The 13212-nt window shown below is 69.7% G+C and carries 16 protein-coding genes; 11 read left to right on the top strand and 5 right to left on the bottom strand.

Going from position 1 to position 13212, the window contains the following annotated elements; translation table 11 throughout:
* Positions 1 to 205: 205 nt before the first annotated feature.
* From ABT342_RS32830 to ABT342_RS32840, 3 genes are all read left to right on the top strand, one after another.
* On the top strand, positions 206 to 913 hold the full coding sequence (locus ABT342_RS32830; RefSeq protein WP_351581896.1) for a GbsR/MarR family transcriptional regulator: 708 nt from the start codon (positions 206 to 208) through the stop codon (positions 911 to 913).
* Positions 914 to 1049: 136 nt separating this feature from the next.
* Positions 1050 to 1457, top strand: a complete 408-nt coding sequence (locus ABT342_RS32835; protein WP_351581898.1) for a YciI family protein — start codon at positions 1050 to 1052, stop codon at positions 1455 to 1457.
* 19 nt (positions 1458 to 1476) lie between these two features.
* Complete coding sequence (locus tag ABT342_RS32840; RefSeq protein WP_351581958.1) at positions 1477 to 2622, top strand: RNA polymerase sigma factor; 1146 nt, start codon at positions 1477 to 1479, stop codon at positions 2620 to 2622.
* 49 nt (positions 2623 to 2671) lie between these two features.
* Here the strand turns inward: ABT342_RS32840 and ABT342_RS32845 are convergent, their stop codons facing one another.
* Positions 2672 to 3103 (bottom strand): MerR family transcriptional regulator, encoded by a 432-nt coding sequence (locus tag ABT342_RS32845; protein ID WP_351581900.1) that lies wholly within the window; start codon positions 3101 to 3103, stop codon positions 2672 to 2674.
* A gap of 49 nt (positions 3104 to 3152) precedes the next feature.
* Here ABT342_RS32845 and ABT342_RS32850 point away from each other — a divergent pair, with 49 nt between their 5' ends.
* A complete protein-coding gene (locus ABT342_RS32850) occupies positions 3153 to 4034 on the top strand; it encodes an NAD(P)-dependent oxidoreductase (RefSeq protein WP_351581901.1) in 882 nt (293 codons plus the stop codon).
* A 31-nt stretch (positions 4035 to 4065) separates the two neighbouring features.
* Here ABT342_RS32850 and ABT342_RS32855 read toward each other — a convergent pair whose 3' ends face one another.
* A complete protein-coding gene (locus ABT342_RS32855; protein ID WP_351581902.1) occupies positions 4066 to 4251 on the bottom strand; it encodes a hypothetical protein in 186 nt (61 codons plus the stop codon).
* Positions 4252 to 4620: 369 nt separating this feature from the next.
* Between ABT342_RS32855 and ABT342_RS32860 the strand changes: the two genes are divergently transcribed.
* Positions 4621 to 5298 (top strand): hypothetical protein, encoded by a 678-nt coding sequence (locus tag ABT342_RS32860; protein ID WP_351581904.1) that lies wholly within the window; start codon positions 4621 to 4623, stop codon positions 5296 to 5298.
* Positions 5299 to 5870: 572 nt separating this feature from the next.
* Here the strand turns inward: ABT342_RS32860 and ABT342_RS32865 are convergent.
* Both ABT342_RS32865 and ABT342_RS32870 read right to left on the bottom strand, forming a co-directional pair.
* Positions 5871 to 6155, bottom strand: coding sequence for a DUF397 domain-containing protein (locus tag ABT342_RS32865; RefSeq protein ID WP_351581906.1), 285 nt, complete (start codon positions 6153 to 6155; stop codon positions 5871 to 5873).
* Complete coding sequence (locus ABT342_RS32870; protein ID WP_351581908.1) at positions 6115 to 6963, bottom strand: helix-turn-helix domain-containing protein; 849 nt, start codon at positions 6961 to 6963, stop codon at positions 6115 to 6117. Before ABT342_RS32870 ends, ABT342_RS32865 begins: the two co-directional genes overlap by 41 nt.
* Before the next feature lie 84 nt (positions 6964 to 7047).
* Between ABT342_RS32870 and ABT342_RS32875 the strand changes: the two genes are divergently transcribed.
* From ABT342_RS32875 to ABT342_RS32895, 5 genes are all read left to right on the top strand, one after another.
* Positions 7048 to 7470: an ATP-binding protein gene (locus ABT342_RS32875; protein ID WP_351581910.1), complete on the top strand. Its 423-nt coding sequence runs from the start codon at positions 7048 to 7050 to the stop codon at positions 7468 to 7470.
* A 52-nt stretch (positions 7471 to 7522) separates the two neighbouring features.
* Positions 7523 to 8182, top strand: coding sequence for a class I SAM-dependent methyltransferase (locus ABT342_RS32880; protein ID WP_351581912.1), 660 nt, complete (start codon positions 7523 to 7525; stop codon positions 8180 to 8182).
* A gap of 25 nt (positions 8183 to 8207) precedes the next feature.
* On the top strand, positions 8208 to 9098 hold the full coding sequence (locus ABT342_RS32885; RefSeq protein WP_502965656.1) for an N-acetylmuramoyl-L-alanine amidase: 891 nt from the start codon (positions 8208 to 8210) through the stop codon (positions 9096 to 9098).
* Positions 9099 to 9267: 169 nt separating this feature from the next.
* The gene (locus ABT342_RS32890; protein WP_351581914.1) at positions 9268 to 10086 is read left to right on the top strand and encodes a hypothetical protein; all 819 of its coding nucleotides are present in this window, start codon (positions 9268 to 9270) and stop codon (positions 10084 to 10086) included.
* Between the two features lie 127 nt (positions 10087 to 10213).
* Entirely contained in the window at positions 10214 to 11215 is a 1002-nt protein-coding gene (locus ABT342_RS32895) for an LLM class F420-dependent oxidoreductase (protein ID WP_351581916.1), read from the top strand.
* Here ABT342_RS32895 and ABT342_RS32900 read toward each other — a convergent pair.
* Positions 11212 to 11835 carry a TetR/AcrR family transcriptional regulator gene (locus ABT342_RS32900; RefSeq protein WP_351581918.1) on the bottom strand — a complete coding sequence of 208 codons (624 nt, stop codon included), beginning with the start codon at positions 11833 to 11835 and terminating at the stop codon, positions 11212 to 11214. The two genes, ABT342_RS32895 and ABT342_RS32900, sit on opposite strands and share 4 nt — an antisense overlap.
* 116 nt (positions 11836 to 11951) lie before the next feature.
* Between ABT342_RS32900 and ABT342_RS32905 the strand changes: the two genes are divergently transcribed.
* Positions 11952 to 12983, top strand: a complete 1032-nt coding sequence (locus ABT342_RS32905; protein ID WP_351581921.1) for a glycoside hydrolase family 113 protein — start codon at positions 11952 to 11954, stop codon at positions 12981 to 12983.
* The last annotated feature ends 229 nt before the right edge of the window (positions 12984 to 13212 follow it).

Raw genomic sequence — 13212 nt, forward strand, 5'->3', positions numbered from 1 at the left:
GGTCTTTCTGACACCGGAAAAGCTACGTTGCGTTCGAAGACCTGGCAACCAACTCGTTGCGACAGAACAGCATCATCGCAGGTAGAAGCCGTGAATTCGTTGCAACGTTCCAAGAATTAACGCAACATCCTTGTGTCCGAACGTTGCAATGGATGAAGAGTGAACGCTATAGTGCAGGCATCCACGGACCATGAAGGAGACCGCGATGCCCGGCGGCAGACTCACCCAGCCCGAACGCCAGCAGATCGCCCTGGGCCTGGCCGACGGCCTCGCCTACGCGGAGATCGCCCGACGCCTCGACCGCCCCACCTCCACCATCACCCGCGAAGTCATGCGCAACGGCGGCCCCACCACCTACCGCGCCGACCTCGCCCACCGCGCCACCGAACGCCGCGCCCACCGCCGCAGGCCCACCACGCCCCGCCGATCCGACACCTCCCCGCAGCCCCACGGACGCGACCCCGAGGCCGTCCGCGAGTACGAAGAGGTCTTCACCACCGCCCTCATGGCCTCCGGCATGCCCAAGATGACGGCCCGGGTGATGGCCGCCCTCACCCTCGCCGACACCGGCAGCCTCACCGCCTCCGAGCTCGTCCAGCACCTCCAGGTCAGCCCGGCGTCCGTGTCCAAGGCCATCGGCTTCCTCGAAAGCCAGGGCTTCGCCCGCCGGGAACGCGACGAACGCCGCCGCGAGCGCTACATCGTCGACGACGACATCTGGTACCAGTCGATGATCTCCAGCGCCCGCTCCATCGCCCACATCGTCGAGACCGCACGCCAGGGCGTCGGCGTCCTCGGCTCCGACACCCCGGCCGCCGCCCGCCTGGAGAACGTCGCCCGCTTCCTCGACTTCGTCTCCGAAAGCACCATGCGCGCCGCCGAACAAGCCCGCGAAATCCTCCGTACTCCCTGATCCGGACACCTCGCGACACCTCGCGCGCACATTGAGCCAAAAAAGTTCTGACGGCGATGTCGAGAACCCGTGGCCTGCTCCGTCCCCGCAGTGAACGCGACCACAATGGGTCGCACCCGCATCGAGGAGAACCACGATGGCCAAGTACCTGCTGCTCAAGCACTATCGCGGCGCTCCGGCCCCGGCCAACGACGTGCCCATGGACCAGTGGACGCCGGAGGAGATCTCGGCGCACGTGCAGTACATGAGCGACTTCGCGGCCCGGCTGGAGAAGACCGGCGAGTACGTCGACGGTCAGGCGCTCGCCCCGGAGGGGGCGTGGGTCCGCTACGACGGCGAGGGACGCCCGCCGGTCACCGACGGCCCGTTCGCCGAGACCAAGGACCTCATCGCCGGCTGGATGATCATCGACGTCGACAGCTACGAGCGCGCCGTCGAGCTGGCCGGGGAGCTCTCGGCCGCCCCTGGCGCGGGCGGGAAGCCGATCCACGAGTGGCTGGAGGTGCGCCCGTTCCTGGCCGCCCCGCCCACCATCACGGAGTGACCGCGCAGTGACCTCCCCGGTGAACGAGGACCTGCTCCGCATCCTCACCCCGGGCGTGCTCGCGATCCTCGTCCGCCGCGGAGCCGACTTCGCGGCGGCCGAGGACGCCGTCCAGGACGCGCTGGTCGAGGCGGTCCGCGTCTGGCCGGCCGACCAGCCACGGGACCCGAAGGGCTGGCTGGTCACCGTGGCCTGGCGCAAGTTCCTCGACGCGACCCGCGCGGACACCGCCCGCCGGCGACGTGAGGACCGCGTCGACGAGGAGCCGCCGCCCGGTCCCGCGCCCGCCGTGGACGACACGCTCCAGCTCTACTTCCTGTGCGCCCACCCGTCGCTGACGCCGTCGTCCGCGGTCGCCCTCACGCTGCGCGCCGTCGGCGGGCTGACCACCCGCCAGATCGCCCAGGCCTACCTGGTGCCCGAGGCGACCATGGCGCAGCGCATCAGCCGCGCCAAGCGCACCGTCTCCGGCGTACGGTTCGACCGGCCCGGCGACGTCGCCACCGTGCTGCGCGTCCTCTACCTGGTCTTCAACGAGGGCTACTCCGGCGACGTCGACCTCGCCGCCGAGGCCATCCGGCTCACCCGGCAGCTCGCGGCCGCGATCGACCACCCCGAGGTGGCGGGGCTACTCGCCCTCATGCTCCTCCACCACGCCCGCCGCGCGGCCCGTACCGCCCCCGACGGCAGCCTGGTGCCGCTCGCCGAACAGGACCGCGGCCGGTGGGACACGAAGTCGATCGCCGAGGGCGTCGGGATCCTGCAGGCGGCCCTCGCCCGCGACCGGCTGGGCGAGTTCCAGGCCCAGGCCGCCATCGCCGCCCTCCACGCCGACGCGCCCACCGCCGAGGAGACCGACTGGGTGCAGATCGTGGAGTGGTACGACGAACTCGCGCGCCTGACCGACAACCCGGTCGTCCGCCTCAACCGCGCGGTGGCCGTCGGCGAGGCCGACGGCCCGCGCGCCGGTCTGGCGGCGCTCGCGGCGCTGGACGACTCCCTGCCCCGTCACGCCGCGGTGGCGGCGTACCTCCACGAGCGCGACGGCGACCTGACGACGGCGGCACGGCTGTACGCCGAGGCGGCCCGGAAGGCCCCCAACCTCGCCGAGCGCGACCACCTGACGCGCCAGGCCGCCCGGCTCAACGCCGGCCGGTCCCACTGACGGCACGCGCGCGGCCCCGTGGCCGACGGCCGGGCGTGCTCCCGGCCGCTCAGGCGGGGACGGTCTCCGTGGCGGCGTCCTCGGCGGTGCCCTCAGCGGCGTCCTCAAAGGGCGGATAGGTCTCGGCACCCATGCGTTCCGCCGCGTCGATGTAGTCGGTGAGGGCGTCGCGGGATCGGGCGAGCCTGTCCATCTGGTCGTCGATGCGCCGCAGCCGTGTCCGCATCGCGGCCAGCAGTTCGGGACACCCGAGCAGTTCCGGGGTCTCCCCCACCGCACAGGGCAGCAGGTACGCGATGTCCTCGGAGGACAGACCGGCGCCGAGCAGGTGGCGGATCTGCTTCACCCGCAGGACCGCGCTCTCGCCGTACTCGCGATACCCGTTCGCGCCGCGCTCTGCCTCCAGCAGCCCTTGGGCCTCGTAGTAGCGCAACTGGTGGGCGTTGACGCCCGTCCGACGACCAAGTTCCCCGATCCGCATCGAAACCTCGCTTGACCTTCATACCGGTATCAACGTTGACGATGCTGCCATGAACAAGACCGACACACCCGTGACAATCATCGGCCTCGGACTCATGGGCCAGGCACTCGCCGACGCGTTCCTGAAGGCCGGGCATCCCACAACCGTGTGGAACCGTACGGCCTCCAAGGCCGACCAACTGGTCTCCGAGGGCGCGCAGTTGGCGCCGACCGTCGGCGCCGCGCTCAAGGCGGGTCCCCTGACGATCATCTGCCTCACCGACTACCAGGCCATGCACGAGCTGCTCGGCGCGAGCGATGTCGAGCTCCACGGCACGACGCTGATCAACCTGACCTCGGGCGACTCGACCCAGGCCCGCGAAGCCGCCCGCTGGGCCGAGCAGCGCGGCGCCCGCTATCTGGACGGCGCCATCATGGCCATCCCGCCGACGATCGGCACGGCAGAGGCGGTGATTCTGCACAGCGGCCCGCAGGCGGACTTCGACGCCCACAGGTCCACCCTCGACGCGCTCGGCACCGTCACCTACCTCGGTGCGGACCATGGCCTGGCAGCGCTTTACGACGTGGCCGGCCTGGCCATGATGTGGAGCGTCCTGAACGCCTGGCTCCAGGGCACCGCCCTGCTCAGGACGGCCGGGGTCGACGCGACGACGTACGCGCCGTTCGCACGGCAGATCGCGGCCGGGGTGGCCGAATGGCTCCCCGGGTACGCCGAGCAGATCGACAACGGCTCCTACCCGGCCGAGGTGTCGGCCCTGGAGACCGACGCGCGGGCCATGGCACACCTCATCGAGGAGAGCGAGGCGGTGGGCGTCAACGCCGAACTGCCGAAGCTGTTCAAGGCGATGGCCGACCGCTCGATCGCCGCGGGACATGGCGGGGAGCAGTACCCCGTACTGATCGAGGAGTTCGCCAAACCCCACGACGACTGACCGGACCCGGCGCCCGCGCATGGGATCCCCGTCAGCTGACGCTCATTCCCCGGTCCGGCCACGTGGATGTCTCGTCGTACATCGCGTTGATCTTCCGTGACGCCTTGAGGAAGGCATAGTCGACCCTGCCGTCGGCGGGGCGGGATCTGCGGCTGCCGATATCCATCACGAGGCCTCGTGAGCCGTCCTCGGCATCGAAACCGAAGATGTACTCCACGGAGCTTTCCGATGCAGCTACCTTGCGAAAATAGACTAGCGAGCCCATTACCCATCACCTTCCAGGTCTCCCGCCGCGAGGATAGCTACTGGAAGCGAGGCCGACTGTCGGCACGGGGCGGTTTGCGGCTCGCACCGAGCCGCCCTCCGACGGCCCGCGATCGCCGCCGTGAGGTGCCGTGGGGAACCCGGTCAGCGGCCGCCGGCCAGTCGCAGACAAGCCAAGAACCCAACGGCTATATCCGGCCGCTCAGGCAGGCGTATCTCAAGTTGTGCTCAGGAATTCGCAATTCCTCTAGGTCGATCATCATGCACATGCCTTACTGGTGCCCAGTCGTTCCAAGGGGGCGACACAGCAGAAGGGTTCCCTATGGGCACCATCGTCAGACGTGGGCCGCTGGTCTCCGCGATCGCCATAGCCGCGCTTGCCATTTCCGCCGACCCGGCACTTGCGCAGGCACCAGAAACCTTCTCCGTCTCCTCCGAAGAGCCGGAGCCGGTCAATAGCGCACCGCCGGCAGAGCCGGAAGAGTCAGATCTGGTGGAGGACCCCGACCCGGAGCCGTTGCCAACCGGAACTGGATTACCTGGCAAGCCCGGTGACACGACGAATGGGCCGTATTGCGGCCCGACCACACGGATCTACACGCCCAACTCCAAGGGAGGGACGTACCACAAGGGTGTCGGCCCGACCAATTCCAACTACAACGGGACGTCGCGTACAGCCAGGTCGACCTTCACTTCCGAGGTCACTGGCGAGGTCGGCGTCAGTGTCACGTCAGGCCTGACGACAAGCGTCGACGCCATGATCGCCAAGATCGAGGCCAAGTACGAAGTCAACCTGTCGGCCAAGTTGACCGCGAAGCTGGGCAACTCGATCTCGGTCGACACCCCTCCGAGGAAGACCACCAACGCCAAGTACGGCGTCTACCGGCTCAAGAACACCGGTACGAGTTACATCATGTACAGCAACTGCAAGACCAGCACCAAGAAGACGATCACCAGCTACACGCCCATGCGAGTTGGCTGGTACCTGTGGGAGGAATGACCGATCCGACTGCCGTCAGAGCGGCGCGTGGCAGGTGCACGCTGATATTCGCCTTAGTGGTCCTGGGAGCGAGTGGTTGCAGCGGCGGCCTTGACAGAGAGGCCCAACCCTCTCCCCCGGCGCCCTCGCTCTCGCCCTCACAGCCGCGGTCCAGCACAGGCAGGGCAGAGCATATTGAGGGCGAGACGGTAACAAAGGCCCCCAAGCCCATGAACGACGGCGCTCTCCTCCTCAGCGTGCACTCGCGTAAGGGGAACGCTGCGCTGCCACTGGGAAACAAGGTCGGGGCGGGGCGACTGGCCATACAGGTCAATTGCCAGGGGAAAGGAACGCTCACAGTCTCCGTGCAGCCGACGGGCCTCAGCTTCCCGCTCGAATGCGTGGATCACGAGGTGAGCAGCACGTACAACGAAATCCACCTGAAAAGAGAGCGAGGGGAAGGCAGCGTCCACATCGCCGCTCCTTCCACGGTCCGCTGGGCTCTGACCGCCGAGCAGTGACAACCACCGCCCGTACGCAGTGGCGCGGCACCCAAAGCGGCAGCCGCGCCACTGTGCCCACCCCGACGAGCCTCAGACGGTTCCCTCGGACGCCGCCCCGACGAAGGCCGTGAAGGCTGCGAAGGCCCCGGGGGCGACCGTGAAGGCGGGGCCGTCCGGGTTCTTGGAGTCGCGGACGGCGATACGGCAGGGCTGGGCGGCGACCTCGACGCAGTCGCCGCCGGTGTCGGAGCTGTAGGACGACTTGCGCCAGGCGGCGGCGCCGAGGGGGGCGCACTCGATGCACTCGCCGCCGGTGCCGCCGCTGTAGCTGGACTTACGCCACAACGCGCCCGTCAGGTCCAGGGTGGTCCCCATAACGTTCCTCCAGTACGCGGGCGATCAATGCCGCCGAATCCTCCACGGAGAGGGCCGCAGCCTGAAGGTGATCGTAACGGTGCGAACAGTCCCTGACCGTCTCCGGGTTGGCGGTCACATTGGCCGAGGCATAGCTCTCGGCGTAGACGATATCCGGGTCCCCGTCGAACCTCAGGACGGTGAACGACCCCACCGTCGCCGGGTGCTGACCGGCATCGAAGGGCAGCACCTGGATGCGAACCTCACGCCGATCCCGGAATCCCAACAAGTGGCTGAGTTGGTTCCGCATGACCTCACGGCCGCCGAACGGCCGGTGCAGCACCGACTCGTCCAGCACCACCCACACCAACGGCGGACGTCCCCGGCTCAGGATGCGCTGGCGCTCCATCCTCGCGGCCACCGCCTCGTCGAGCTTGTCCGACCACCCCGCCTCCAGCACCGCACGCGCATACCCCTCCGTCTGAAGAAGCCCGTAAACCAACTGCGCCTGGTACGTCGAGATGTACGCCGCCTTCGCCTCCATCTCCGCGTACGCCTGGAACCAGCTCGGCAGCTGACTCCTCAGCACCAGCCCCACCAGCCGCGAGAACACCCCGCCCGTCCCCAGCGCCGCGTCCACGCGCTCGCTGAAGTCCCTCGTCGGGACCTTCCTCGCCGTTTCGATCTGGCCGATCAGCGAGGCCGTACAGAAGATGCAGCCGCCCAGCTCGCCCTGCGTGAGACCGGCCTCTTCTCTCAGGCGGCGGAGTTCGGAGCCGTAGTAGTCCAGCGGAGAGGCGCTGGGATCGAGGTCGCGGATGTTGACCATGGAGCGGTCACCCCCAAGCTCACGCCGTGCGGCGTTCGTTCCGGTACGTAGCCGAGCGTAATCAAGCGAACGCACGCTGGTGACATGAATCACGTAATTGAGAACCCACCGGCGGGAATCGCGCACAGCTACCGCCTCGGGTTCGCCGTCGGCGCCCACTCCGCCCGCCATCTCCGCCGCATCGTCCGCATGTTCCTTGCTCGCTGGGACATGGCCGAACTGACCGAGGCCGCCGAGCTGGCGCTCACCGAGCTGGTCGCCAATGTCGTGCGCCACGTGCCCGACCGGCGCTGCACCGTCCTCATCCTCCGGCGGCCGGGCGGGCTCCGGGTCGAGGTGAGCGACGACCACCCCGGCCGGCCCGTACCGGCTCGCCCCGCCCGTGACGAGCTCGCCGAGGACGGACGCGGGCTGGTCCTGGTCGAGGCCGTGACCAATCGCTGGGGCGTCCTGGTGCCGGGGCCGGGCGGCAAGACGGTCTGGTTCGAGTGCGACGGCAAACCCTAGGCCCGCCTACGATGTGACCGCCCAGTACGCGCCCACGAGCACGGAGGAACCCATGGCCGCCGCGATGCCCGCCCCCAAGCCGGAGGTCCTCGCCGCCTTCGAGGCCGCGAAGGGGTTCATGCCCGTACGCGAGGGGCTCGCCCTCTACGCGGCGGCCGTCGAGGCCGGGGCGCTCGGGCTGCCGCTCCTGGAGGTCGGGACGTACTGCGGGCGGTCCACGATCCTGCTCGCGGACGCCGCGCGCCAGGCGGGCACCGTCGCGGTCACCGTCGATCACCACCGGGGCAGCGAGGAGCAGCAGCCGGGGTGGGACTACCACGACCCGACGGTCGTGGACCCCGAGGTGGGGCGGATGGACACGCTGCCCACTTTCCGCCGCACGCTCCACAAGGCCGGTCTGGAGGACCACGTCATCGCGGTCGTCGGGCGGTCGCCGCAGGTCGCGCGGGTGTGGGGCGGTCAGGTCGGGCTGGTCTTCATCGACGGCGGGCACACGGACGAGCACGCGACGAACGACTACGAGGGCTGGGCCCCGCACGTCGCCGAGGGCGGCCTGCTCGTCATCCACGACGTGTTCCCGGACCCGGTGGACGAATGGACCGGCCAGGCCCCGTACCGGATCTATCTCAAGGCGCTGGAGTCGGGGGCCTTCACCGAGGTGGCCGCGACCGACTCGCTGCGTGTCCTGCGGCGCACGGGTCGGGGGATCTGAGCGCGCCGGACTAGCATCGCCAACGATGCCGACGACGACGAAGATGACGAACGTGACGTACGGCCCGAACCGGCCTCCCCTCCGCCACCGGGCCCTCCTGCCCCTGGTGGCGACGGTCGCGGCCGCCGTCTCGCTGGCCGGATGCGCCGGTGCGGACGGGACCCCGCCCCGCCCCGGAACCACCGGGTCCGCCCCCGGGTCCACCACGGCCAGCGCCGCCGCCCCGGCAGCGGACAACCGGCTCCCCCTCGCCGGGAAAGTCATCGTCGTCGACCCCGGCCACAACCCCGGCAACTTCGCGCACACCCGCGAGATCAACAAGCTCGTGGACATCGGAACCAACCGCAAGGAATGCGACACCACGGGCACGTCCACGAATGACGGTTACACCGAGGCGGAATTCACCCTCGATGTTTCACACCGTCTTCGCACTTTGCTGATGAAGCAGGGCGCAACGGTCCAATTCACCCAGGACAATGACCGCCCTTACGGCCCCTGCGTGGACGAACGCGCCGAAATCGGCAACAAAGCCACGGCCGACGCCGTGATCTCCATCCACGCGGACGGGTCGGGGGAGGGCAATCGCGGCTTCCATGTGATCCTCCCCGCACCCGTGAAGGGCGGCACGGCGGACACGACGAGGATCGTCGGCCCGTCGCGCGCGCTCGGGGAGGACATCGCCGCGGAATTCGCCCGCGCCACGGGCAGCGAGCCCTCCAACTACGTGGGCGACGGCACGGGGGTTGACGTGCGGAAGGATCTCGGGGGCCTGAATCTGTCCACCGTTCCCAAGGTGTTCATCGAATGCGGCAATATGCGTGACGCGAAGGACGCGGCCCAGCTGACGAGTTCGCGGTGGCGGCAGAAGGCGGCGCAGGGGATCGCGGACGGTATCGGCACCTACCTGCGCGGCTAGTGGGCGGCAGGCGATAGATTCGTTCCCTGCCCGGGGGTACGGGGGTTGTCCCCCGGGAGAGCGCAGTTTCCGTACCATGGGGGCCGCCCCCCGAGCCTCGCGCTGTGGACCGCCGACCGGCGGCACCGACGACCGCCCCGACGAGACGCAACCACTTAAGGACCTATACGTGAACATCCGCTCCCTCACTCGAGGCGATGGCGTGGTGATCGGAGCAGCGGTGGTGCTGTTCATCGCCTCGTTCCTGAACATCAGCGACTGCTCCGGCTCTTTCTGTGACGCCGTTCCCAGCACGTGGGAGCTGTCGTACATGGGCTGGGGCGCGTACTTCCCCGGCATCATCGGCGCCGTCCTGATCGTCATCGCGCGCGGGCTGCCGCAGCCGCGCAAGGTGGCCGGTCTCGACCTCGGCCAGTTCGGGATCGCCCTCACGGTCGCCTCGGCCTGGTCCATCATGATGTGGATCTTCGAGACCGACAGCGCGGGCAGCGCCCTCATCCTCGGTCTCATCGCCGCGCTGGTCCTGGCCGCCGCGGCGATCGCCACCCCGCTGGTCCCGGCGCTGAAGGCCCAGCTGGTCGGCGCGCCGGGCCCGAAGGGCCCGCAGCCGTACGGCGCCGGCCCGCAGCCCGGTTACGGCTACCCGGGCGGCCAGCAGCCGCCCTACGGTGCGCAGCCGTACGGCGCCCAGCCGCCGGCCGGTCAGTCGCCGGACCCGTCCGGTCAGCCCGGTCAGCCCGGTCCGGCGCAGGCCCAGCCGCAGCAGGGCGGCGCGGCGGCCCCGGCCGGTGACTTCACCGCGTTCTGGTTCGCGGTGCCGGTCGCCCGGCCGCTGTACGCCGAGGACGGCTCGCAGAACCCGATCGCCGAGCTCGCGCCCGGCACCTGGTACCTCGCGGTCGAGCAGCGCGGGTCCGGTCTGGTCGCCCAGACGCAGGACGGCCGGCGCGGCGTCCTCCAGGACACCACGGGCATCCAGCGCGGCTGAGCCACAGAGCTGAGCCATAGAGCCGACGCACGGCCCCTCGCCCTTCCGGGCGGGGGGCCGTTGTCGTACAGTCGCCCTTCGACAGTGATCTGACTATGCGTCAGAAATGGGATAGGGGTGGCGTCGTATGCGGCTCGGACTCGCACTCGGCTACTGGGGGCGCGGCCCCAACCCCGCCCACCTCGACCTCGCCCGCGAGGCCGAGCGCCTCGGCTACGACTCCGTGTGGACCGCCGAGGCCTGGGGCTCCGACGCCTTCACCACGCTGACCTGGATCGCCGCCCACACCTCCCGTATCCGGCTCGGCACGGCGGTGGCCCAGATGTCGGCCCGTACCCCCACCGCCACCGCGATGCACGCGCTCACCCTCGACCATCTCTCCGGCGGCCGGATGATGCTCGGCCTCGGCCTGTCCGGGCCGCAGGTGGTGGAGGGCTGGTACGGGCGGCCGTTTCCCCGCAGCCCGCTGACCGCGACGCGCGAGTACGTCGACGTCATCCGCCAGGTCCTCGCGCGCGAGGCGCCCGTCGAGCTCGCCGGGCGCTTCCACGCCCATCCGTACACGGGCGAGGACGGCACCGGCCTCGGCAAGGCCCTCAAGCCGATCACCCACCCGCTGCGCCGCGATCTGCCCGTCCTGCTGGGCGCGGAGGGGCCGAAGAACATCTCCCAGACGCTACGGATCGCCGACGGCTGGCTGCCGCTGTACTGGTCGCCGCTGCGTACGGCCGTCGAGCTGCCCGAACTGCCCGACGGGTTCATGATCGCGCCGCTGGCGCGGGCCGCCGTGTGCGACGACGTCGCCGAAGGGCTGCTGCCGGTCAAGGCGATGCTCGGCTTCTACATCGGCGGGATGGGCCACGCGGCCCGTAACTTCCACGCCGATCTGATGGCGAGGATGGGGTACGAGTCCGAGGCCCGGCACATCCAGCGGCTGTTCGCGGAGGGGCGGCGCGAGGAGGCGGTGCTGGCCGTGCCGGACGCCTTCGCCGACGAGATCTCGCTGGTCGGCCCGCGTGAACGGATCGCCGAACGACTGGAGTTGTGGCGCAAGGGCCCGGTGACCGACCTGCTGGTCACCGCGCCGGACCCGGCCACGCTGCAGGTGCTCGCGGAGCTGAACTCCTAAGGGGCCTGGGGCACGTGACGGCCGCGCACCAGCGGCAGGTACACCTCGTCGACGATCTCCACGAGGACCTCGTCGGGTGCGGCGGGAACGCCGCGTACCACGAATTCGTTGCGCAGCAGGACCATGGCCACGGTGGCGACCCGTGGGTGGAGCGCTTCGGGGGACGCTTCACCGCGGGCGACCGCGCGCCCCAGGATGGTCAGCCAGGGTGCGGCCGCGGCGTCGGCGGACTGTTCCTGTAGCTGCGCGAGGAGTTCCGGCGTGCCGCCGGCGGCGGCGAGCAGTTCGCGCAGAATCGCTCCGAGGGGGGAGCTCCAGTAGCGGTTCGCCCGGCGTAGCCACTCAAGGACGTCGTCGCGCAGAGTGCCGGTGTCGGACGGCTGGACCGTGGTGGCCAGATGCCGGTAGGCGGCGACGCCGAGCGCGAGGCGGTTCGGCCAGCGGCGATAGAGGGCGTTCTTGTTGGTGCCGGCGCGGGCGGCGACCTTGTCCATCGTCAGCCCGGCGTATCCGGACTCGGTGAGTTCGTCCACCGCGGCGCCCAGGATCGCCTCCTCCAGGGCGGCACCGCGCCGCCTCGTCCGCCCGGCAGACGGCCGTTCCGTCAGATTCCGCGCCATGGCCCCTTCTCGTCATCGGCACTGTTCGTACCTTCCCATCTTGGCCGCCATTCCCGCCTCACGGAAGTTAGGGTACGGTCCGTACCGTAAATTATCGCGAGCAGAGGATGTGACGCATGCGCGCCAGAGGGATCAGTTACGACACCGGATTCGTCCACAACGGAGCCATCGGCCATGGCCGCTTCGACGCGGAGGTGGTCAGGCGCGAGCTGCGCGTCATCCGCGACGACCTGCACTGCAACGCGGTCCGCGTCATGGGCGGCGATCCGGAGCGGATCGAGCTCGCGGCGGGGTACGCCGCCGACCTCGGTCTGGAGGTCTGGTTCTCCCCCTACCCGCTCGAACTGACCACCGACGAGATGCTGTCGCTGTTCGCCGACTGCGCCGAGCGCGCGGAGCGGCTGAGGCGGCGGGGAGCCGACGTCGTATTCGTCACCGGCGCCGAACTGAGCCTGATGAACAAGGGCTTCCTGCCCGGTGACGGGCTGGACGAACGGGTCGCGTTCCTGAGCGAACCGCAGCGTGTACGCGAGCACATCGACGAGGTCGGCGCCCGTGTCAACGACTTCCTGGGCAAGGCCGTGGCCCTCGTTCGCGAGCGTTTCGGCGGCAAGGTGACCTACGCCGCCGTACCGCTCGAGCGCGTCGACTGGGCCCCCTTCGACATCATGTCCATGGATCTCTACCGGTCGGCCGAGATCGCCGGCCAATTCGCCGACGGCGTCCGTCACCTCGTCGCACAGGGAAAGCCGGTCGCGATCACCGAGTTCGGCGCGGCCGGCTACCGCGGTGCGGGTGACAGGGGCGCTCGCGGCCTGGAGGTCGTGGAGCACGACAAGGACACCCGTACACCCCTTCGACTGGACGGCGCGTACGCCCGCGACGAAGCCGGTCAGGCCAGGTATCTGCGCGAGCTGCTGGAGGCGTTCGACGCCGGAGGCGTCGACAGCACCTTCGTGTTCACCTTCGCGCTCCACGACTACCCTCACCGGCCCGACGGCGACCCCCGCGACGACCTGGACCTGGCCAGCTACGGGGTCGTCAAAGTCCTCGAGGACCGCCTCGGGACCACGTACCCCGACATGCCCTGGGAACCCAAGGCCGCGTTCACCGCCGTCGCCGACTTCCACCGCGGCAAAACCGCGTAGCAAGGCTTCGAGAGCTCGCCCGGGGCGGAGATGGTCCTCGCGGGCCGCGAGAACGGGCCTGCGTTTATTCGGTGGTGTGCGGGCCGGTGGGCCTTGTAGGTTGGCGACGCGACCGCGCCTCCGATGCGCTCGGCTGCGGCTACTTCCTTATCGACAACCAAGTGACGCCGCCGCCCCTTTGATCTCGGCAGGCGCGGGCGTCTTCACCCCGTCGGACCTTTTGTCCGGG

Origin of the sequence: Streptomyces sp. NPDC000410 (genome assembly GCF_040300305.1) — a bacterium.
Taxonomy (GTDB): domain Bacteria; phylum Actinomycetota; class Actinomycetes; order Streptomycetales; family Streptomycetaceae; genus Streptomyces.

Excerpts from the sequence above, each read along its gene's own strand:
- ABT342_RS32830 (WP_351581896.1), top strand. The coding sequence starts at position 206 with ATGCCCGGCGGCAGACTCACCCAGCCCGAACGCCAGCAGATCGCCCTG.
- ABT342_RS32835 (WP_351581898.1), top strand. The coding sequence starts at position 1,050 with ATGGCCAAGTACCTGCTGCTCAAGCACTATCGCGGCGCTCCGGCCCCG.
- ABT342_RS32845 (WP_351581900.1), bottom strand. The coding sequence starts at position 3,103 with ATGCGGATCGGGGAACTTGGTCGTCGGACGGGCGTCAACGCCCACCAG.
- ABT342_RS32850 (WP_351581901.1), top strand. The coding sequence starts at position 3,153 with ATGAACAAGACCGACACACCCGTGACAATCATCGGCCTCGGACTCATG.
- ABT342_RS32860 (WP_351581904.1), top strand. The coding sequence starts at position 4,621 with ATGGGCACCATCGTCAGACGTGGGCCGCTGGTCTCCGCGATCGCCATA.
- ABT342_RS32865 (WP_351581906.1), bottom strand. The coding sequence starts at position 6,155 with ATGGGGACCACCCTGGACCTGACGGGCGCGTTGTGGCGTAAGTCCAGC.
- ABT342_RS32870 (WP_351581908.1), bottom strand. The coding sequence starts at position 6,963 with ATGGTCAACATCCGCGACCTCGATCCCAGCGCCTCTCCGCTGGACTAC.
- ABT342_RS32875 (WP_351581910.1), top strand. The coding sequence starts at position 7,048 with ATGAATCACGTAATTGAGAACCCACCGGCGGGAATCGCGCACAGCTAC.
- ABT342_RS32880 (WP_351581912.1), top strand. The coding sequence starts at position 7,523 with ATGGCCGCCGCGATGCCCGCCCCCAAGCCGGAGGTCCTCGCCGCCTTC.
- ABT342_RS32885 (WP_502965656.1), top strand. The coding sequence starts at position 8,208 with ATGCCGACGACGACGAAGATGACGAACGTGACGTACGGCCCGAACCGG.
- ABT342_RS32895 (WP_351581916.1), top strand. The coding sequence starts at position 10,214 with ATGCGGCTCGGACTCGCACTCGGCTACTGGGGGCGCGGCCCCAACCCC.
- ABT342_RS32900 (WP_351581918.1), bottom strand. The coding sequence starts at position 11,835 with ATGGCGCGGAATCTGACGGAACGGCCGTCTGCCGGGCGGACGAGGCGG.
- ABT342_RS32905 (WP_351581921.1), top strand. The coding sequence starts at position 11,952 with ATGCGCGCCAGAGGGATCAGTTACGACACCGGATTCGTCCACAACGGA.